At 53.0% G+C, this 20,618-nt stretch carries 22 protein-coding genes and 1 pseudogene; 9 read left to right on the forward strand and 14 right to left on the reverse strand.

All coding sequences use genetic code 11. From position 1 onward, the window contains the following. Nucleotides 1-17: 17 nt before the first annotated feature. The 10 genes from C0K55_RS14330 to hycA all read right to left on the reverse strand — a co-directional run bounded on the left by C0K55_RS14330 (nucleotide 18) and on the right by hycA (nucleotide 8,678). On the reverse strand, nucleotides 18-773 hold the full coding sequence (locus tag C0K55_RS14330) for a hypothetical protein (RefSeq protein WP_001516942.1): 756 nt from the start codon (nucleotides 771-773) through the stop codon (nucleotides 18-20). A 42-nt stretch (nucleotides 774-815) separates the two neighbouring features. After that, nucleotides 816-1,286, reverse strand: coding sequence for a hydrogenase maturation peptidase HycI (hycI, locus tag C0K55_RS14335; RefSeq protein ID WP_000132959.1), 471 nt, complete (start codon nucleotides 1,284-1,286; stop codon nucleotides 816-818). Next, nucleotides 1,279-1,689: a formate hydrogenlyase assembly protein HycH gene (gene hycH / locus C0K55_RS14340; protein ID WP_001291934.1), complete on the reverse strand. Its 411-nt coding sequence runs from the start codon at nucleotides 1,687-1,689 to the stop codon at nucleotides 1,279-1,281. Before hycH ends, hycI begins: the two co-directional genes overlap by 8 nt. Further along, nucleotides 1,686-2,453 carry a formate hydrogenlyase subunit HycG gene (gene hycG / locus C0K55_RS14345; RefSeq protein WP_000067394.1) on the reverse strand — a complete coding sequence of 256 codons (768 nt, stop codon included), beginning with the start codon at nucleotides 2,451-2,453 and terminating at the stop codon, nucleotides 1,686-1,688. Before hycG ends, hycH begins: the two co-directional genes overlap by 4 nt. Beyond that, on the reverse strand, nucleotides 2,453-2,995 hold the full coding sequence (gene hycF / locus C0K55_RS14350; protein ID WP_000493799.1) for a formate hydrogenlyase subunit HycF: 543 nt from the start codon (nucleotides 2,993-2,995) through the stop codon (nucleotides 2,453-2,455). The genes hycG and hycF overlap by 1 nt, the downstream gene beginning before the upstream one ends. 9 nt (nucleotides 2,996-3,004) lie before the next feature. Next, a complete protein-coding gene (gene hycE / locus C0K55_RS14355; RefSeq protein ID WP_001288146.1) occupies nucleotides 3,005-4,714 on the reverse strand; it encodes a formate hydrogenlyase subunit HycE in 1,710 nt (569 codons plus the stop codon). Nucleotides 4,715-4,731: 17 nt separating this feature from the next. After that, entirely contained in the window at nucleotides 4,732-5,655 is a 924-nt protein-coding gene (gene hycD / locus C0K55_RS14360; protein WP_001516944.1) for a formate hydrogenlyase subunit HycD, read from the reverse strand. A gap of 2 nt (nucleotides 5,656-5,657) precedes the next feature. Continuing rightward, complete coding sequence (gene hycC, locus C0K55_RS14365) at nucleotides 5,658-7,484, reverse strand: formate hydrogenlyase subunit 3 (RefSeq protein ID WP_105266368.1); 1,827 nt, start codon at nucleotides 7,482-7,484, stop codon at nucleotides 5,658-5,660. Beyond that, the gene (gene hycB / locus C0K55_RS14370) at nucleotides 7,481-8,092 is read right to left on the reverse strand and encodes a formate hydrogenlyase subunit HycB (protein WP_001079169.1); all 612 of its coding nucleotides are present in this window, start codon (nucleotides 8,090-8,092) and stop codon (nucleotides 7,481-7,483) included. Before hycB ends, hycC begins: the two co-directional genes overlap by 4 nt. Before the next feature lie 124 nt (nucleotides 8,093-8,216). Further along, on the reverse strand, nucleotides 8,217-8,678 hold the full coding sequence (hycA, locus tag C0K55_RS14375; protein WP_000158067.1) for a formate hydrogenlyase regulator HycA: 462 nt from the start codon (nucleotides 8,676-8,678) through the stop codon (nucleotides 8,217-8,219). Nucleotides 8,679-8,890: 212 nt separating this feature from the next. On the opposite strand from hycA, the gene hypA reads away from it, so the two are divergent. From hypA to C0K55_RS14410, 7 genes are all read left to right on the forward strand, one after another. Next, complete coding sequence (gene hypA, locus C0K55_RS14380) at nucleotides 8,891-9,241, forward strand: hydrogenase maturation nickel metallochaperone HypA (RefSeq protein ID WP_001516945.1); 351 nt, start codon at nucleotides 8,891-8,893, stop codon at nucleotides 9,239-9,241. 3 nt (nucleotides 9,242-9,244) lie between these two features. Continuing rightward, complete coding sequence (hypB, locus tag C0K55_RS14385) at nucleotides 9,245-10,117, forward strand: hydrogenase nickel incorporation protein HypB (RefSeq protein ID WP_000337678.1); 873 nt, start codon at nucleotides 9,245-9,247, stop codon at nucleotides 10,115-10,117. Then, nucleotides 10,108-10,380: a hydrogenase 3 maturation protein HypC gene (hypC, locus tag C0K55_RS14390; protein WP_000334875.1), complete on the forward strand. Its 273-nt coding sequence runs from the start codon at nucleotides 10,108-10,110 to the stop codon at nucleotides 10,378-10,380. The genes hypB and hypC overlap by 10 nt, the downstream gene beginning before the upstream one ends. After that, nucleotides 10,380-11,501 (forward strand): hydrogenase formation protein HypD, encoded by a 1,122-nt coding sequence (gene hypD, locus C0K55_RS14395; protein ID WP_001212982.1) that lies wholly within the window; start codon nucleotides 10,380-10,382, stop codon nucleotides 11,499-11,501. Before hypC ends, hypD begins: the two co-directional genes overlap by 1 nt. Further along, complete coding sequence (hypE, locus tag C0K55_RS14400; protein WP_001059917.1) at nucleotides 11,498-12,508, forward strand: hydrogenase maturation carbamoyl dehydratase HypE; 1,011 nt, start codon at nucleotides 11,498-11,500, stop codon at nucleotides 12,506-12,508. Before hypD ends, hypE begins: the two co-directional genes overlap by 4 nt. A 73-nt stretch (nucleotides 12,509-12,581) precedes the next feature. Then, the gene (gene flhA, locus C0K55_RS14405) at nucleotides 12,582-14,660 is read left to right on the forward strand and encodes a formate hydrogenlyase transcriptional activator FlhA (RefSeq protein ID WP_105266367.1); all 2,079 of its coding nucleotides are present in this window, start codon (nucleotides 12,582-12,584) and stop codon (nucleotides 14,658-14,660) included. Between the two features lie 44 nt (nucleotides 14,661-14,704). Continuing rightward, on the forward strand, nucleotides 14,705-15,133 hold the full coding sequence (locus C0K55_RS14410) for a TOBE domain-containing protein (RefSeq protein WP_001516948.1): 429 nt from the start codon (nucleotides 14,705-14,707) through the stop codon (nucleotides 15,131-15,133). A gap of 40 nt (nucleotides 15,134-15,173) precedes the next feature. Here C0K55_RS14410 and C0K55_RS14415 read toward each other — a convergent pair whose 3' ends face one another. Continuing rightward, the gene (locus tag C0K55_RS14415; RefSeq protein ID WP_000015482.1) at nucleotides 15,174-15,518 is read right to left on the reverse strand and encodes a nitrous oxide-stimulated promoter family protein; all 345 of its coding nucleotides are present in this window, start codon (nucleotides 15,516-15,518) and stop codon (nucleotides 15,174-15,176) included. A 31-nt stretch (nucleotides 15,519-15,549) separates the two neighbouring features. Further along, nucleotides 15,550-15,719, reverse strand: a pseudogene (locus C0K55_RS26205) (hypothetical protein). Nucleotides 15,720-15,794: 75 nt separating this feature from the next. Between C0K55_RS26205 and mutS the strand changes: the two are divergent. Next, nucleotides 15,795-18,356, forward strand: a complete 2,562-nt coding sequence (mutS, locus tag C0K55_RS14420; protein ID WP_105266366.1) for a DNA mismatch repair protein MutS — start codon at nucleotides 15,795-15,797, stop codon at nucleotides 18,354-18,356. Between the two features lie 41 nt (nucleotides 18,357-18,397). Here mutS and C0K55_RS14425 read toward each other — a convergent pair whose 3' ends face one another. Further along, nucleotides 18,398-18,931: a hypothetical protein gene (locus C0K55_RS14425; RefSeq protein ID WP_016249118.1), complete on the reverse strand. Its 534-nt coding sequence runs from the start codon at nucleotides 18,929-18,931 to the stop codon at nucleotides 18,398-18,400. A 92-nt stretch (nucleotides 18,932-19,023) separates the two neighbouring features. Between C0K55_RS14425 and pphB the strand changes: the two genes are divergently transcribed. Next, a complete protein-coding gene (pphB, locus tag C0K55_RS14430; protein ID WP_016249119.1) occupies nucleotides 19,024-19,680 on the forward strand; it encodes a protein-serine/threonine phosphatase in 657 nt (218 codons plus the stop codon). 50 nt (nucleotides 19,681-19,730) lie between these two features. Here the strand turns inward: pphB and ygbI are convergent, their stop codons facing one another. Beyond that, nucleotides 19,731-20,498: a DNA-binding transcriptional repressor YgbI gene (ygbI, locus tag C0K55_RS14435; protein ID WP_016249120.1), complete on the reverse strand. Its 768-nt coding sequence runs from the start codon at nucleotides 20,496-20,498 to the stop codon at nucleotides 19,731-19,733. Between the last annotated feature and the right edge of the window lie 120 nt (nucleotides 20,499-20,618).

Raw genomic sequence — 20,618 nt, forward strand, 5'->3', positions numbered from 1 at the left:
CAATTTAGCGTTTGCTGTCAGAGCTGATTCACCCCATCAAGCACATCCCCCTTTATCAAACAACGCTGCGTCAGCGCCAGATCTTCCGTTTGCGGGTCGCGCCCGGCGATGGGTTTGATGATGAGTTTACGGTTGGGGGTATAAGCAAAACGCGTGAGAGCGGGATAGCTTAACTTGCCAAACCAGCCGTGAACGCGCTGCCATTTGGCGTCTTTTACCTGATACAGACTGGTTATCCAGTAACCAGAATCAAACTGCATATCCAGCAATTGCGTGTGACCATTGCCTTGCAAATCCAGCAAATCATCTACGCCAGTTTTGCTTGCGGTGTAAAAACCATCGACCTGGAAAACACACGGGCGACCTTGCTGATTAAAGGTCATCAGGATCAAAAACGAGGAAGGCGCCAGCCCGTTTCCCGAAACGCCTCGCCAGATAACCAAATCCTGAATGCCATTACGATCGAGGTCAGCACGGTAAAATTGCGCATTACCCGCCATATTTTGCAGCACACCCACAGGCACAAACCAGGATTTACCAGCGCGGTCTTTAGCGGTTAATTGCCAGTAATCCTCTTCATTTGGCATCTTCTCAAGCGTCACGCCAGCAACGCCCACTTTTCTAAAATGCCAGTTTTGATCGGTAAAATAAGGCATGGTCAGGAGAGATTTCAGCGCACGCTTTTGCGCGTATTCGCTGTCACTCATCGGCAGATATTCGGTAAAGCTGGTGGCCTGCGCAGGCAGCACAAAGCCCAATAAAAAAGCGCACATCCCTGTCCTGATTTTCAATTCCCTGAATTCCTTAACGAAGAACTACTCTTCTTCCGCCGCTAACTGCGCAAATCCGCCGTTTCCTTCCCAGCCTTCCAGCCGTTGATAAACGGTTTCCACCGCATCTTTAATCGGCTGGGTCATCGGGTAGTAAAAGCCGACGATATCCGGCTGGATGCCGAGGAAAATCACTTCGCCAATATCTTCTTTCAATTGGTCGATAAGGTAATTCAACGGCATGTTATGGGTCGTCATCATAAACATCTCAGCGATGTCATCCGGGTCGATGATGCGGATCTCGCCGGGGTTTAGCCCCATATCAGTGGCGTCGACAATCAGCAGTCGTGTCGGGCGCAGCTCGCGGATGGCGACAATGTCGTTTTCCGGTGCGCTACCGCCGTCAATCACCACCCAGTTACCTTTCGGCGCGGCGGCGCACTTTTCTGCCAGCAACGGGCCCGCGCCATCATCGCCCATCATGCTATTGCCAACACAAAGTAAAACGTCAGTCACGCAATCTCCTCACCATCAAATAGATGGCGTTTTCCTGATGAATATCATGCAGCATACTTAACAGCATTGTACTCCATTCCTTCTGCTGCGAAGTTTGCGCTGCCCGGGCTTTATCGAATGCATTGGCCAGCATCGGCACATGGTTAATGTCGATGACGATCTCACCGTATTTCGGCACGCCTTCCATTTTTCGGCGGGCTTCGCTGCCCGCCTCCAGTGTCGCAATCCATGCCAGGTATTCATCCCACGGGCAGGTAAGCGCCGCTTCCAGGCAATCGATAACCCCAAGGTGGTGACCAATCGCCAGGCTGTAATAGACCACCTGCTGCGCCTCAGAAGGCGTGGCATCGTTCTCATCAATAAATTTACGGCTCAGTTGACTGAACACCACCTTTTCACTCATCGGATACGCGCCTCTTCAACAACATGATTCAGATGGCTGACAATCTCGTTCAGACGCGGATCGTTTTCCGCCTCCAGCCAGCGTGCAACCTGCTCTTCGCCCTGCCCTAACTGCGTCAGGAAATCATCAGCAATCTGGCGACCGTAACGGTAACCCGCCAGGCGGCGCGCTTCGCGATCCACTTTTACGCGCAGCGGCTGCACCATTTCCGGGTGCAGGATTTCTGCTGGTTGTTCATCCAGTTCGCCGGGGCCACGGGCGTGGATTTTCTGTTCCAGCAAACCGAGCGCCATCGCAAAGCCGTACAGCGTGGCGGCAGGCGTTGGCGGGCAACCCGGAATGTAGACATCCACCGGGACGATTTTATCTGTACCGCCCCACACGCAGTAGAGATCGTGAAAAATGCCGCCGCTGTTACCGCAGGCACCGTAGGAGATACAGATTTTCGGGTCCGGCGCGGACTGCCACGCACGCAGCGCAGGGGATCGCATTGCACGGGTGACCGCGCCGGTAAATAGCAAAATATCCGCATGACGCGGGGACGGAACGACTTTAATGCCGAAGCGTTCTGCATCGAACAGCGGCGAAAGCGTGGCAAAAATTTCGATTTCACAGCCGTTACAGCCGCCACAGTCCACGCGGTAAACGTAGGCAGAACGTTTGATTTTTTTCAGTAACGACGCCTTCATGCTGGCGATGGATTCATCCACCGTCATCGGGACCGGAATGCCGTTGGCGTCACGGGGGCCTAATAAATTGCTCATCAGATGGCCTCTTTCATATGGCGAGTCAGTTCAATACGGTCGGACGGCACCAGGCATTTCTGGCGCTTACATTCCGGGCAAGTCTCAAAGCTTTCGCGGTGGTTTTCCGCGCGGCTGTCGCCGTTGTGCTTAAGCAGCGCAATGGCGTAGTCGATCTCTTTCTGTACGGCGAAAGGACGATTGCAGACGCGGCAGTTGCACAGCGCGAAACGGGACTGTTGCAGGAAGTCTTCTTTCTTCCACACTGCCAGTTCGTACTCTTGCGACAGTTTAATCGCCGCTGTCGGGCAGACTTCTTCGCAGCGGCCACAGAAGATGCAACGACCAAGATTGAACTGCCACGCCAGCTCACCAGTGGCGAGGTCGGTTTCAACCGTTAAGGCGTTTGACGGGCAGGCATTGACACAGGCCGCACAGCCGATGCACTGCTGCGGGTTCTGCTCTGGCTTACCACGGAAGTTTTTATCAACCGCAATCGGCTCCAGCGGATAAGACGAGGTCGCCGTGCCGGTTTTGATGACTTTTTTGATAAAGGTAAACATGGCGATTCCTTATTTCAGCGGCGAGTTTTTACGCTCAATGCTGTAGCGCTCAAGTTCTTTGTACGGCACCACTTTGCTCTTCTTCTTACGCACATCGACCACGGTCATGCGGTCGGTACAGGAGTAGCAAGGGTCGAGGCTACCGATAATCAGCGGTGCATCAGAAACGGTGTTGCCACGCAGCATATAGCGCAGGGTCGGCCAGTTAGCGTAGGTTGCCGCGCGGCAGCGCCAGCGGTACAGCTTCTGGTTGTCGCCGGTCATGCTCCAGTGAATATCATCACCACGCGGCGCTTCGGCAAAGCCCAACGCAAAACGGTGTGGAATATAGGTGAATCCTTCCACCGCCAGCGGGCCACCTGGCAAGTTATCCAGGCCGTAGTCGATCATATTGAGCGAAGTAAAGACTTCGTTGATACGCACTTTCAGGCGCGAAATAACGTCACAACCCTGTTCGCTGTGTACTTCCATCGGCAGCAAGCCATAACCAACAAACGGGTGATCGGCACGGGTATCACGAGCGTGGCCGCTGGCGCGAACCATCGGCCCAACGTTACTGAAGTCGCGGGCGATTTCTGGATCAAGACGACCAATTCCGACGGTGCGCTGTTCCATGTTTGGCGTACTCAGCAGCACATCCACCAGTTCCCGCACTTCACGACGCATTTGCTGCGCCAGTTGGCGGGTCTGGATCATGTCATCTTTCAGTAGATCGCGACGAATCCCGCCGATCAAGTTCAGACCGTAAGTTTTACGCGCCCCGGTGAGGATCTCCGCCATTTTCATGGAGGATTCGCGCACGCGGAAGAACTGCATAAAGCCGGAGTCAAAGCCAGTAAAGTGGCAGGCAAGGCCGAGGTTGAGCAGATGCGAGTGCAGACGTTCCACTTCCAGCAGAATGGCGCGGATCATCTGCGCACGCTCTGGTACCTGAATGCCCATCGCGTTTTCCACCGACGTGGTGTAGGCGGTGCTGTGGGCGAAGCCGCAGATCCCGCAAACACGGTCAGAGAGGAACGTCACTTCGTTATAACCCATGCGGGTTTCCGCCAGTTTTTCCATGCCACGATGGACGTAGAACAGGCGGTAGTCGGCGTCGATAATGTTTTCACCATCGACGAACAGACGGAAGTGCCCCGGTTCGTCAGAAGTGACATGTAGCGGACCAATCGGTACAACGTTATTTTTCTTATCACCCAGTTCGTTGATGAACTCGTAGGTTTCAGCATCGGTGGTCGGTGCCGGACGCTGACGATAATCCATGCTGTCTTTACGCAGCGGGTAGAGTTCATCCGGCCAGTCATCCGGCAGCACCAGACGACGTTCATCCGGCAGGCCAACCGGAATCAAACCGTACATATCGCGCACTTCACGCTCGCCCCACACCGCCGCCGGAACGCGCGGCGTCACGGACGGATATTCTGGTTTGTTGGCGTCAACTTCGACACGCACGGTTATCCAGCACCTGGTGCCCTTCTCCATCGACAGCACGTAGTAAACGGCATAATGGCCATTCAGTTTGCGCTCGTCGTTACCAAACAGCACCGACAGCCAGCCACCCTGTTTGTAGTAGAGAAACTCCACCACTTCCGGCAGGTAGTTCACCTTTACGGTAACGGTAAGCTGATCTTTGGTCTGCCAGGCGTGGTCCAGCACGACGCCCGGAAATGCCTCATTCAGCGCGGCGAGATAATGTTGACCTAATTTTTCTTCAGACATGCTCAAACTCTCTTTAATCACGCCGCCAGCAAGGAGACGAACGCTAAAAATGCAAAGCCAAAACCAGCCCAGGTCATGCGCGGAGTAATATCAAGACGCAGACGGGCCATGCTGTTTTCGAATAGCGCGATAACCAGTACACCGACCACCAGTTTGACGATGGCAATCACCAATGCCAGCAGCAGCCCACCGGCGGTGAAGGTTTCCATTTGTCCCCACGGGATAAACACCCCGACGAACATCTGCAACACCACCAGTTGTTTCAGGCTGATACCCCATTTCATTACGCCAAAGCCGCTACCGCTGTATTCAGAGAGCGGCCCTTCCTGCAACTCCTGCTCGGCTTCCGCCAGGTCGAACGGCAGTTTGCCCATTTCGATAAAGGTGGCGAATGCACAGGCGCAGAGCGCCAGCACCAGTGGAATACTTTGGCTCAGCGGCCAGTGATAAACGGTGTCGGTGATGTTGCTGATGTTGGTGGAACCGGCAACCTGTGCGGCGACCCACAGCCCAAGCAGCAGCATCGGCTCAACCAGCACACCCAGCATCGCTTCACGGCTCGCGCCGATAGCGGTAAACGGGCTACCGGTATCCAGACCGGAAATGGCAAAGAAGAAACGCGCGATAGCGAAGAGATACAGTAAGGTGATCAAATCACCCAGTTGCGGCAGCGGAGAACCGACGGTCACTACCGGTAACGCAGTGGCGATAGTCAGCATGACGCCCACCATCACATACGGCGTCAGGCGAAACACCCAGCCAGAGGCATCCGGGCCAACGCTCTGGCGACCCAGCAGTTTGATAATGTCGCGATACTCCTGCAGCACGCCTGGTCCGCGACGGTTATGCAGACGGGCGCGCGCCACGCGGGTAATACCGGAGAGCAGCGGCGCAACGGCAAATAACACCAGCGCCTGAATTAACGGATACAAAACACTCATTCTCAGGCTCCTCGTGAAACAATAATCACCACCAGTACCGCCAGTTCAACCAGCGCCATCCGGCGGAACAGCAACGCACTTCCCTCGCTCTGCCAGCCCGGCACCAGCGACACCGGATTCAGCACTTTGCGCAGTTTCAGCACCGGCGCAAACGCCTGTTTCACCGGCATGGCAAAACCGTGAGCAGTAATCACCATTGATTTTTCGTGGTCATAGCCACACACCCATGCCGCGCCACGGGAACGTGACTGCAGACGGTCGCCTTTGCAAATCGCCATAATGATGAATGGCAGCAGCGGGCAGGCAATCAGCAGCAACGTGATCATCGGTTGAGAAACGGTGGTGTTAGCAGGCTCCAGCGGCAGAGGTACAGCAGCAGACAGCATCGGCAGCAGCCACGGCGCAGCAACACCGCCAATCACGCAGCAAATCGCCAGTGCCACCACACTTACGCTCATCAGGATCGGCGCACAGGTGGCGTTTTCGGCTTCTTTGGTACGCGGTGCGCCGAGGAAGGTTACGCCATAGACTTTCGCCATACACATCACCGCCAGCGCACCGGTAATTGCCAGACCCACAGCGAGCAGCGGCCCCAGCAGACGGGCAACAAACGCGCCGCTATTGCTCAGTTTGAAGAAGGATTGATAGATAACCCATTCACCGGCAAACCCGTTCAGCGGCGGCAGCGCCGCCATTGCCATCAGCCCGACTAACATGGCGATGGAGATAACCGGCATTTTCTTGCCAATTCCGCCCAGTTTTTCGATATCGCGATGACCAGTACGGAACCAGACGCTACCCGCACCGAGGAACAGTACGCTTTTGAACAGGCTATGGTTAAGCAGATGGTACAGACCACCGACCAGGCCAAGGGCAATCAGCGCCGGTTGTTCAAGCGCGATACCCGTTACACCAGCGCCCAGCCCCAGCAGGATAATGCCGATATTTTCCAGCGTGTGGTAAGCCAGCAGACGCTGGATATTGTGCTCCATCAGTGCATACAGACCGCCGACGAACGCGGTGATCATGCCGAGCACCAGCAGCGCAATCCCCCACCACAGCGGTGCGTTACCCCCCAGCAGCGACAGAGTTAAAATACCCAGCAGGCCAATTTTCATCACTACTGTGGAAAACAGCGCTGCCGCTGGCGCAGAGGCGTTGGCATGAGCCTGCGGCACCCAACCATGCAGTGGGATAATCCCGGCCAGCAGGCCAAAGCCAATCACGCCAAGCAGCCAGATATCGGAACCGAGCGGCAGTTGTTGCACGCGCATATCCAACAGGCGCAAATCCAGCGTGCCATAACGCTGCCACACCAGCCAGCAAGCGATCGCCAGCAGCAAAGTGCCAAGACGCCCCAGCGCAAACCACAGTTTGCCCTCTTTGCTATTACTGGTGAGGAACACCGCGCACAGGGCCATGATTTCAGCCATTACCACGAACATGCCCAGGTTACTGGCGATGACAGCGCACACGGCGGCAGCCATCAACATATTGATCTGCAAGCCGTTGCATTTCACCTGCGCATGGCGATGCCAGTCAATGTTGTAGAGGCTGACAAACAGGCCGCACAGACCAAGGGTAATCAGCCAAATCGCGTTAAGCGGGGAAATTTGGATATCAAAACTCACCAGCGACAGCGCACCGCTCACGCCGACCGCGCCAGTCAGCACGGTGAACCCTGCAGCAGCCGTGTACAGGCTACCGACCGCGCCGCCAATCCCGGCAATCCAGCCACTTAGCGCCTTATGAAAAGAAAAGAGAAATGCCAGAACAGCGGCGGCGGCAAACCACGCCACGCCGCTATTGATCAGTGAAATTGCGCTCATTTAGCCTCTCCACTTTGAGCCTGCTGAAACAAGGTGAGATCGCCAAAGTCCGTGTTAAAAGTCAGCTCACGCTTACGCTTGCTGACGCGGGCGATATCGGTGTTATCCACCAGATGCAGGGCTTTGGTCGGGCACATCCGCACGCAGGCCGGACCTTGTTCATCAAAACTACAGAGGTCACATTTGACGGCGATTGCGCGAATACCCGGCACCCAGTCAAGCAACGTGCTGACACGCGCCGGAGCAGGCGGTGCCGGTGGCGCTTTCGCGGTATTGGCGTTTGCCGGAATATCCAGCGGACGGCTGCCGGAAAATTCGATTGCGCCAAACGGACAGGCAATGCCGCACAGTTTGCAGCTTACGCACAGACTTTCATTAAGCTGGACTGCGCCATCAACGCGGGTGATAGCGTTAACCGGGCAGACCACCGCACAGGGCGCATCTTCGCAGTGATGGCAAAGCTGCGGTGCAGATTCTTTATCATTCAGCATCACTCGCAGGCGCGGCATAGATTGCAGGCCGTGCTGGCGATGCGTCTCTGAACAGGCTGCTTCACAGGTGTGGCAGCCGATACAGAGCGTGGAGTCAGCAATTACAAAACGATTCACCAGGCATTCCTCAGGTGATTGTCATTTTTGACGAAAACATGCCGATGAAATGTCATTTTCGACACTCATCGACACGCCCATCCCCAAACAGGCATGACGCCTGCAACACAGGCAAAGCCTCAACTCATGCTGCCGAGCTTTGTCCCTTTACCAGTTGGCTTAAATTCACCGGGGTATTGTTTTCAATGGCGGTGTATAAGCTGTCGTAAACGCCAGCGATTTTTTCGAGATAGTGTTCCAGCACTTGTTCGCGATTGCGGATGTTGACCTTGCCATCAATCATGCCGTCAATGCCCAACTGAGCCTGTGCAATCTGCTGTTTATCTTCGCCGTCTTTCGTTTCAACGTAGTACTCGATGGTGTGGCTGTTAAAACCATCCCCGAGGGTGACGTAAATTCGAAAATGCTCAAAAAGAACGAAACAGAGTTCTTTATCTGGCGCGCAGCTCATAGCGTGATGCAAACGCGCTTTTGATAACGTGATCCCCTGAACCAGCGAATTGCAGTAAATATGCCACTGGTCCTGTAGGCGACGATGCCGCTGTGCGATGTAATCGGCTTTCTCGCTTATTTCCCAAATAGTCATTGTCAGGTTACCCGTTTAACAGAGATGCCTGCCCTCAAGCATTTTTTGTGCCAATTTTTAATCTATTGTTATTTAAGTATTTTTTATGATTCCACTGAATTTCGACGCCGTGTCGACGTGTCATTTCGACATCATCGACATTATTCACCGCAGCGATAATCAACGCTGGCACAATTATTGCTTATAGCTGGCAATAGTTAATGGGAGGCGATATGCACGAAATAACCCTCTGCCAACGGGCACTGGAATTGATCGAACAGCAGGCCGCAAAGCATGGCGCAAAACGCGTAACTGGGGTCTGGCTCAAAATTGGCGCATTTTCTTGTGTCGAAACCAGCTCTCTTGCCTTTTGTTTTGATCTGGTTTGCCGCGGCAGCGTGGCGGAAGGTTGTAAACTGCACCTCGAAGAACAAGAGGCCGAATGCTGGTGTGAAACATGCCAACAGTATGTGACGCTACTGACCCAGCGCGTCCGCCGCTGTCCACAGTGTCATGGCGACATGCTGCGCATTGTGGCAGACGACGGTTTACAGATTCGGCGGATAGAAATAGACCAGGAGTGAGCGATGTGTACAACATGCGGTTGCGGTGAAGGCAACCTGTATATCGAGGGTGATGAACATAACCCTCATTCCGCGTTTCGTAGCGCGCCTTTTGCCCCGGCAGCACGCCCGAAAATGAAAATCACCGGCATTAAAGCGCCTGAATTTACCCCCAGCCAGACTGAAGAAGGCGACCTGCATTACGGTCACGGAGAAGCTGGCACTCACGCGCCGGGCATGAGCCAGCGCCGGATGCTGGAAGTGGAAATTGACGTGCTGGACAAAAATAACCGTCTGGCTGAACGCAATCGCGCACGCTTTGCTGCCCGCAACCAACTGGTGTTAAACCTGGTTTCCAGCCCTGGTTCCGGTAAAACCACGCTGCTGACCGAAACCTTAATGCGCCTGAAAGATAGCGTTCCGTGTGCGGTTATCGAAGGTGACCAGCAGACAGTTAACGACGCCGCGCGCATTCGCGCTACCGGCACACCGGCAATTCAGGTAAACACCGGTAAAGGCTGCCATCTCGACGCACAGATGATTGCCGACGCCGCACCGCGTCTGCCATTAGACGATAACGGTATTCTGTTTATCGAAAACGTTGGCAATCTTGTATGCCCGGCCAGCTTCGATCTCGGTGAAAAACACAAAGTGGCGGTGCTCTCGGTCACTGAGGGTGAAGATAAGCCTCTGAAATATCCGCATATGTTTGCCGCTGCCTCGCTGATGTTGCTCAACAAAGTTGATCTGCTGCCGTATCTCAATTTCGACGTTGAGAAATGCATCGCCTGCGCCCGCGAAGTCAATCCAGAAATTGAAATCATCCTGATTTCCGCCACCAGCGGCGAAGGGATGGACCAGTGGTTGAACTGGCTGGAGACACAGCGATGTGCATAGGCGTTCCCGGCCAGATTCGCACCATTGACGGCAACCAGGCGAAGGTCGACATCTGCGGCATTCAACGCGATGTCGATTTAACGTTAGTCGGCAGTTGCGATGAAAACGGTCAGCCACGCGTGGGTCAGTGGGTACTGGTTCACGTTGGCTTTGCCATGAGCGTAATTAATGAAGCCGAAGCGCGCGACACCCTCGACGCCTTACAAAATATGTTTGACGTTGAGCCGGATGTCGGCGCGCTGTTGTATGGCGAGGAAAAATAATGCGTTTTGTTGATGAATATCGCGCGCCGGAACAGGTGATGCAGTTAATTGAACATCTGCGCGAACGTGCTTCACATCTCTCTTACACCGCCGAGCGCCCACTGCGCATTATGGAAGTATGCGGCGGCCATACCCACGCCATCTTTAAATTCGGTCTCGACCAGTTGCTGCCGGAAAACGTTGAGTTTATCCACGGTCCGGGTTGCCCGGTGTGCGTACTGCCGATGGGCAGAATCGACACTTGCGTAGAAATTGCCAGCCATCCGGAAGTCATCTTCTGTACCTTTGGTGACGCCATGCGCGTACCCGGTAAACAGGGGTCGCTGCTACAGGCAAAAGCGCGCGGTGCCGATGTGCGTATTGTCTACTCACCAATGGATGCGTTGAAACTGGCGCAGGAGAACCCAACCCGCAAAGTGGTGTTCTTCGGCTTAGGGTTTGAAACCACCATGCCGACCACCGCCATCACTCTGCAACAGGCGAAAGCCCGCGATGTGCAGAACTTTTACTTCTTCTGCCAGCACATTACGCTGATCCCGACTCTGCGCAGTTTGCTGGAACAACCCGACAATGGCATTGATGCGTTCCTCGCGCCGGGCCACGTCAGTATGGTTATCGGCACCGACGCCTATAATTTTATCGCCAGCGATTTTCATCGTCCGCTGGTGGTCGCTGGATTCGAACCACTTGATCTACTACAAGGCGTAGTGATGCTGGTAGAGCAGAAAATAGCGGCTCACAGCAAGGTAGAGAATCAGTATCGCCGGGTAGTACCTGATGCCGGTAATCTGCTGGCGCAACAGGCGATTGCTGATGTGTTCTGCGTTAACGGTGACAGCGAATGGCGCGGACTGGGCGTGATTGAATCTTCTGGCGTGCACCTGACGCCGGACTATCAGCGGTTTGACGCTGAAGCGCATTTCCGCCCGGCTCCGCAGCAGGTTTGCGATGATCCGCGCGCGCGCTGTGGCGAAGTATTGACGGGCAAATGTAAGCCGCATCAATGCCCGTTATTTGGGAACACCTGTAATCCTCAAACCGCGTTCGGTGCGCTGATGGTTTCCTCCGAAGGAGCCTGTGCAGCGTGGTATCAGTATCGTCAGCAGGAGAGTGAAGCGTGAATAATATCCAACTCGCCCACGGCAGCGGCGGCCAGGCGATGCAGCAATTAATCAATAGCCTGTTTATGGAAGCTTTTGCCAATCCGTGGCTGGCGGAACAGGAAGATCAGGCACGTCTTGACCTGGCGCAACTGGTGGCGGAAGGCGACCGTCTGGCCTTCTCCACCGACAGCTACGTCATTGACCCGCTATTCTTCCCTGGTGGCAATATTGGCAAGCTGGCGATTTGTGGTACGGCGAATGACGTTGCGGTCAGCGGCGCAATTCCACGTTATCTCTCCTGTGGTTTTATCCTTGAAGAAGGGTTGCCGATGGAGACGCTAAAAGCGGTCGTCACCAGCATGGCAGAAACCGCCCGCGCGGCTGGCATTGCCATTGTGACTGGCGATACCAAAGTGGTACAACGCGGTGCTGCAGACAAATTGTTTATCAACACCGCAGGAATGGGCGCAATCCCGGCGAATATTCACTGGGGCGCACAAACTCTGACCGCAGGCGATGTATTGCTGGTTAGCGGTACGCTCGGTGACCACGGTGCAACTATCCTTAACCTGCGTGAGCAACTGGGGCTGGATGGCGAACTGGTCAGCGACTGTGCAGTGCTGACGCCTCTGATTCAGACACTGCGTGACATTCCCGGCGTGAAGGCGCTGCGCGATGCCACCCGCGGTGGAGTGAACGCGGTGGTTCATGAATTCGCGGCAGCCTGCGGTTGCGGTATTGAACTTTCAGAAGCTGCACTGCCGGTTAAACCTGCCGTGCGCGGCGTTTGCGAACTGCTGGGACTGGATGCCCTCAACTTTGCCAACGAAGGCAAGCTGGTGATCGCCGTAGAGCGTAACGCGGCAGAGCAAGTGTTGGCGGCGCTGCATTCCCATCCACTGGGACAGGATGCTGCGTTAATTGGTGAAGTGGTGGAACGTAAAGGTGTTCGTCTTGCAGGGCTTTATGGTGTGAAACGAACTCTCGATCTACCACACGCCGAACCGCTGCCTCGTATATGCTAATAAAAATCTAAAGCTCCTTTAATTTGTCATTTACCTTTTGCACCGCTTAGCGGTGCTTTCCTGGAAGAACAACATGTCGTATACACCGATGAGTGATCTCGGGCAACAAGGGTTGTTCGACATCACTCGGACACTATTGCAGCAGCCCGATCTGGCCTCGCTGTGTGAGGCTCTTTCGCAACAGGTAAAGCGTTCTGCGCTCGCTGACAACGCGGCGATTGTGTTGTGGCAAGCGCAGACTCAACGTGCGACTTATTACGCGTCGCGTGACAAAGAAACCCCAATAAAATACGAAGACGAAACCGTTCTGGCGCATGGGCCGGTGCGCAGCATTTTGTCGCGTCCTGATACGCTGCATTGCAGCTACGAAGAATTTTGTGAAACCTGGCCACAACTGGCCACAAGCGGTTTATATCCCAAATTTGGTCACTATTGCCTGATGCCACAGGCAGCGGAAGGGCATATTTTTGGTGGCTGTGAATTTATTCGTTATGACGATCGCCCGTGGAGCGAAAAAGAGTTCAATCGCCTGCAAACATTTACGCAGATTGTTTCTGTTGTCACCGAGCAAATTCAGAGCCGCGTCATCAACAACGTCGACTACGAACTGTTATGTCGGGAACGGGATAACTTCCGCATTCTGGTCGCCATCACCAATGCGGTACTCTCCCGCCTGGACATGGACGAACTGGTCAGCGAAGTGGCGAAAGAGATCCACTACTACTTCGATATCGACGATATCAGTATCGTCTTACGCAGTCATCGTAAAAACAAACTCAACGTTTACTCCACTCATTATCTTGATAAACAGCATCCCACTCACGAACAGAGTGAAGTTGATGAGGCCGGAACCCTCACCGAGCGCGTATTTAAAAGCAAAGAGATGCTGCTGATTAATCTCCACGAACGAGATGATTTAGCCCCCTACGAACGCATGCTGTTCGACACCTGGGGAAACCAGATCCAGACGTTGTGCCTGCTACCATTGATGTCTGGTAATACCATGCTGGGCGTATTGAAACTGGCACAGTGTGAAGAGAAAACCTTTACCACCACCAACCTGAGTTTACTGCGCCAGATTGCCGAACGTGTGGCGATTGCCGTGGATAATGCTCTTGCCTACCAGGAAATCCACCGTCTGAAAGAGCGGCTGGTTGATGAAAACCTCGCCCTGACAGAACAACTCAACAATGTGGATAGTGAATTTGGCGAGATTATTGGTCGCAGCGAAGCCATGTATAGCGTGCTCAAACAGGTTGAGATGGTGGCGCAAAGCGACAGCACCGTACTCATTCTTGGTGAAACTGGCACAGGAAAAGAGCTGATAGCCCGCGCAATTCACAATCTGAGTGAGCGAAACGGTCGTCGAATGGTGAAAATGAACTGCGCCGCCATGCCTGCCGGATTGCTGGAAAGCGATCTGTTTGGTCATGAGCGTGGCGCCTTTACTGGTGCCAGCACCCAGCGCATCGGTCGTTTTGAACTGGCGGATAAAAGCTCGCTGTTCCTCGATGAAGTGGGTGATATGCCGCTGGAGTTACAGCCGAAGCTACTGCGCGTGTTGCAGGAACAGGAGTTTGAACGCCTCGGCAGCAACAAAATTATTCAGACGGACGTGCGTTTAATCGCCGCGACTAACCGCGATCTGAAAAAAATGGTCGCTGACCGTGAGTTCCGTAGCGATCTCTATTACCGCCTGAATGTCTTCCCGATTCATCTGCCACCGCTACGCGAGCGTCCGGAAGATATTCCGCTGCTGGCGAAAGCCTTCACCTTCAAAATAGCCCGCCGTCTGGGGCGCAATATTGACAGTATTCCAGCCGAGACTCTGCGCATATTGAGCAACATGGAATGGCCGGGTAACGTCCGCGAACTGGAAAATGTCATTGAGCGCGCGGTGCTGCTGACTCGCGGTAACGTTCTACAACTCTCTTTACCCGATATCTCACTACCGGAACCTGAAACGCCGCCTGCCGCGACGGTCGTCGCCCAGGAAGGTGAAGATGAATATCAACTGATTGTCCGTGTACTGAAAGAGACCAATGGTGTAGTTGCGGGGCCGAAAGGAGCTGCACAACGTCTGGGGCTAAAACGCACCACCCTGCTGTCACGGATGAAACGGCTGGGAATTGATAAAGCGGCATTGGTTTGACAGATTTAGTTATACTCAGTCAACATTCAATGAAAGGAGGCAGTATGGCAGTTTCAGCAAGAAATCAATTAACCGGAACCGTTAGCGCAGTAGCAATGGGCGCGGTGAATGATGAAGTAGAACTGACGCTGGCAGGTGGCGCTAAGCTGGTGGCGATTGTGACCCACAGCAGTCAGCAAGCCCTGGGTCTGGCAAAAGGGAAAGAAGCGATTGCCCTGATTAAAGCCCCGTGGGTAACGCTGGCAACGGAAGACTGTGGACTGAAATTCTCCGCTCGCAACCAGTTTGCTGGCAGTGTGTCGAAAATCACCGAAGGCGCAGTGAATGCCACTGTCCATATCAAAACGGATGCGGGTTTTGAAATTGTGGCGGTGGTAACAAATGAAAGCCAGGATGAGATGAAACTCACCGCTGGCTCGCGCGTTATTGCGTTGATCAAGGCATCAGCAATCCTGATTGCGACCAAAGCGTAAGCGCCGTATTTGCCGGGGAATATAAACTCCTCCGGCAAATTTATTTCTTCGGGCGATATTTTTCTGGCAGTTCCGGCACCGGACGCTTGTCATCAATCAGATGACGCACGGTTAAGATCGGATGACGCCACAGCATTCGCGGCCCCGCCCAACGCATAATCTGCTTCATCTCTTCACGCTTCGCAGGCTGATAACAGTGCACCGGACACTGCTTACAGGCCGGTTTCTCTTCGCCAAACACACATTTATCCAGCCGTTTTTGCGCATAAGCAAACAACGCCTCGTAATGCTCCGGCTCCGCTGACGCCTGCGGGCATTTCGCTTGATAAAGATCGATCATTTTTTTAATCGTCAGTTTTTCACGAGAGATACGCTTGCCGGACATGCTGCCTCCACACTCTTAAGGTGCATTTATATTACAACTTAATTTTAAAGGGGACTATGGCTCTGAAGGAGGAGGTTTCTTCAACCAACGCAATGTTTTCATAATCAACACGCAAAAGCTGCAAAACAGCATCTTTCCCGGAACCAGCATCAAGAACTCACCGTTCGCGTCTTCCCCTGAAATGATTAACTCCGGTATCATGTGCGCCTTATGTGATTACAACGAAAATAAAAACCATCACACCACATTTAACATCAGGGAACCGGACCTAACTCCATGAGTGTAATAGAAAATTTCGAAGCCCATACGCCTATGATGCAGCAGTATCTCAAGCTGAAAGCACAGCATCCGGAGATCCTGCTGTTCTACCGGATGGGTGACTTTTACGAGCTGTTTTATGACGACGCGAAACGGGCGTCGCAACTGCTGGATATTTCGCTGACTAAACGTGGCGCTTCCGCGGGTGAGCCAATCCCGATGGCAGGTATCCCCTATCACGCGGTAGAAAACTATCTTGCCAAACTGGTAAATCAGGGCGAATCCGTCGCTATTTGTGAACAGATTGGCGATCCGGCGACCAGCAAAGGGCCCGTTGAGCGCAAAGTTGTCCGTATCGTCACGCCGGGTACTATCAGCGATGAAGCCCTGTTGCAGGAGCGCCAGGACAACCTGCTGGCGGCTATCTGGCAGGACAGTAAAGGTTTCGGTTACGCGACGCTGGATATCAGTTCCGGGCGTTTTCGTCTGAGCGAACCGGCTGACCGCGAAACGATGGCAGCAGAACTGCAACGCACCAATCCGGCGGAACTGCTGTACGCAGAAGATTTTGCTGAAATGTCGTTAATTGAAGGTCGTCGCGGCCTGCGACGTCGCCCGCTGTGGGAGTTTGAAATCGACACCGCGCGCCAGCAGTTAAACCTGCAATTTGGCACGCGCGATCTGGTAGGTTTTGGTGTTGAAAATGCGTCACGCGGTCTTTGTGCCGCTGGTTGCCTGTTGCAGTATGCAAAAGATACCCAGCGCACAACCTTGCCACATATCCGCTCTATCACGATGGAACGCGAGCAGGACAGCATCATTATGGATGCTGCGACGCGCCGTAATCTGGAAATCACCCAGAATCTGGCGGGTAGCGCGGAAAATACGCTGGCTTCCGTGCTTGACTGCACCGTCACGCCGATGGGTAGCCGTATGCTGAAACGCTGGCTACATATGCCAGTGCGCGACACCCGCGTGTTGCTTGAGCGCCAGCAGACCATCGGCGCATTGCAGGATTTCACCGCCGAATTACAGCCGGTACTGCGGCAGGTGGGCGATCTGGAGCGTATTCTGGCACGACTGGCGTTACGTACCGCTCGCCCACGCGATCTTGCTCGCATGCGTCACGCCTTCCAGCAACTGCCGGAACTGCGCGCACAGTTAGAAACTGTCGATAGTGCACCGGTACAGGCGCTGCGTGAGAAAATGGGCGAATTTGCCGAACTGCGCGATCTGCTGGAACGGGCAATCATCGACACGCCGCCGGTACTGGTGCGCGACGGTGGTGTTATCGCACCGGGCTATAACGAAGAGCTGGATGAGTGGCGCGCGCTGGCTGACGGCGCGACCGATTATCTGGAGCGTCTGGAAGTCCGCGAGCGTGAACGTACCGGCCTGGACACGCTGAAAGTTGGTTTTAACGCGGTGCACGGCTATTACATTCAAATCAGCCGTGGGCAAAGCCATCTGGCACCGATTAACTACATGCGCCGCCAGACGCTGAAAAACGCTGAACGCTACATTATTCCGGAGCTGAAAGAGTACGAAGACAAAGTCCTCACCTCAAAAGGCAAAGCACTGGCGCTGGAAAAACAGCTTTATGAAGAGTTGTTTGACCTGCTGCTGCCGCATCTGGAAGCGTTGCAACAGAGTGCGAGCGCACTGGCAGAACTCGACGTGCTGGTTAACCTGGCAGAACGTGCCTATACCCTGAACTACACCTGCCCGACCTTTATTGATAAACCCGGTATTCGCATTACCGAAGGTCGCCATCCGGTGGTTGAACAGGTACTGAATGAGCCGTTTATCGCTAACCCGCTGAATCTGTCGCCACAGCGCCGCATGTTGATCATTACCGGTCCGAACATGGGCGGTAAAAGTACCTATATGCGCCAGACCGCGTTGATTGCGCTGATGGCCTATATCGGCAGTTATGTACCGGCACAAAGCGTGGAAATTGGTCCGATTGACCGTATCTTCACCCGCGTCGGCGCGGCGGATGATCTGGCTTCCGGGCGTTCAACCTTTATGGTGGAAATGACCGAAACCGCCAATATTCTGCATAATGCCACCGAGTACAGTCTGGTGTTGATGGATGAGATTGGTCGCGGGACGTCCACTTACGATGGTCTGTCGCTGGCGTGGGCGTGTGCGGAAAATCTGGCGAATAAGATTAAAGCGTTGACACTGTTTGCCACCCACTATTTCGAACTGACACAGCTACCAGAGAAAATGGAAGGCGTGGCGAACGTGCATCTTGATGCACTGGAGCACGGCGACACGATTGCCTTTATGCACAGTGTGCAGGACGGCGCGGCAAGTAAGAGCTACGGTCTGGCGGTTGCTGCGCTGGCGGGCGTACCAAAAGAGGTAATCAAGCGCGCGCGGCAGAAACTGCGTGAGCTGGAGAGCATTTCACCTAATGCGGCCGCTACGCAGGTTGATGGTACGCAGATGTCTTTGCTGTCATTACCGGAAGAAACCTCACCAGCAGTCGAAGCACTGGAAAATCTCGATCCAGATTCACTGACCCCGCGTCAGGCGCTGGAGTGGATTTATCGGTTGAAGAGTCTGGTGTAAACCTGATATTCCCGACGGCACTATGCCGTCGGGTTGATTCACTACTTTTTCATTTGCACCCGGCAATACTGAGTCACCACATCTGAAATAGAGGGATATTTCACTTTCACCTGGTAATCAGGAAATGTCGTAAATGTGATATCCTCATGATCAATAAACACGGGGGCAGTTTTCCGTGCAGCTTCTGCTAAGATCGCTTCTTGCTCTGGTGCTAACGGATAAAATACCTTTACACTGTCAGGTACAATCTCTTCTTTTATCTTCGATTTTTCATGAGTAACAATGATATCCATCTCATGGCGGACAAAGGATATTGTGGAACCATTTAAACGATAATATTGTGTCGTGTGGTAGCGTTTTTCATTTTCTACCGAGTAAATGACTTTCATTATTCCCAAAATGCTAAGTTGATATTTTTCGTTATTCTCCGTCACACTGAAATCTGTTGTACACTTAACTACATCACCTTCAGTTATAAGTTTTTCAAAACGATTTATTTCTTCTATAGAAGCAGCTTGTACATTAGATGTAAAAAAACAGAAAGCTAACAGGAAAGCATAAAAATATCTAAGCATCTTAAAACATCCTTTTGTAATTTATTACTCCAAAGACTTCGACACTCTGGTCGGGTATAATAATACATTGCTATAATTTTGAGTCTATGCAAATGTCTACCACCCGCTATCAAAAAATTGATGCTCATAACTATCGCCATATATGGGCCGTTGGTGATATTCATGGTGACTATCAATTATTACAATCCCGCTTACATCAATTATCTTTTTGTCCCGAAACAGACTTACTTATTTCTACAGGCGATAATATTGATCGTGGGGCGGAGAGTCTTAACGTACTACGCCTGTTAAACCATCCCTGGTTTACCTCTGTTAAAGGCAACCACGAAGCGATGGCTCTTGATGCATTCGCGACTGGCGATGGCAATATGTGGCTGGCCAGTGGCGGTGACTGGTTTTTCGATTTAAATAAGACGGAACAAAAAGAGGCAATAGATCTGTTGCTTCGTTTTCATCATCTTCCCCATATTATTGAATTAGATAACGATAATATAAAATATATCATCGCACATGCGGATTACCCAGGAGATAAATATCAGTTTGGTAAAGAAATAGCGGAAAGTGAATTACTCTGGCCTGTTGATCGCGTGCAGAAATCGCTTAAAGGCGAATCACAAAAAATAAACGGTGCCGACCGCTTTATCTTTGGTCATATGATGTTTGATAACATTCAGACGTTCGCTAACCAGATTTATATTGATACCGGCTCACCGAAAAGCGGACGGTTATCGTTTTATAAAATAAAGTAATCTCATGCTTCCTCTGTGAAGCATGAGTATCCCGGTTTTATTTCAGGCCATTATTCGTTTTTCGCCAGCAGCAAAGAGAGATCAAGCTTCGCCAGCGTGCGGCTGGCGCTTTCCGGCAGACCGCCGTCAGTAATGATCTGATCAAACTCACTTAACGGTAACGCCAGCCATGTCGCCACCTGACCATATTTCGTGGCATCACAGACCAGAATCCGCTGGCGGCTGGCACTGGCAATCGCCCGTTTCACCGTGACTTTATCTTCCGCTGGCGTAGAGATCCCCCGCACACTCCATGACGATGCAGAAATAAAAGCCTGATCAATCATCAAGCTGCGCAGCATGGTCGCGGCGGCTTCTCCGACACAGGAACGGTTTTCCCGACAAACTGCACCACCAGTGTGAATAATTGTGCAATTACTGTTGTCGAGCAAGTAGTTTGCGATAACGAAATCGTTGGTGACTACAGTGAGTGGCTCCATGTGAATCAAATGCTGTGCAATCGCTAACGTGGTCGTTCCCGCATCCAGATAGATACAACTCCCCGGCTGAACGAGACTTGCCGCCAGCTTGCCAATAGCCGCTTTTTGCGTCATTGCCAGCGCAGTTTTTACCTGGTGAGAAGGTTCATGCGCCACACGTCCCGGCGACTGGACACCTCCGGACACCAACACAACAGCGCCCTGCTGCTCCAGTTTTTGCAAATCCCGACGAATGGTCATATGTGACACATTCATTCTGTCCGTCAGTTCAGCAATACTGACAATGCCTTTTTCAGCTACCATCTCAAGGATGATTTGGCGACGCTCTACGGGTATCAACTTTTGCTCCTTCCTTTGTCCTGCGGACATTCTACGCTATTTGCCTGCGAAACGTGCGCAACGCAACTATCGCTTAGTTCACATAAAATAACACATCATGTTAATTTTTGTGAATCAGCT

The organism is Escherichia sp. MOD1-EC6098 (genome assembly GCF_002965865.1).
Taxonomy (GTDB): Bacteria; Pseudomonadota; Gammaproteobacteria; order Enterobacterales; family Enterobacteriaceae; genus Escherichia; species Escherichia marmotae.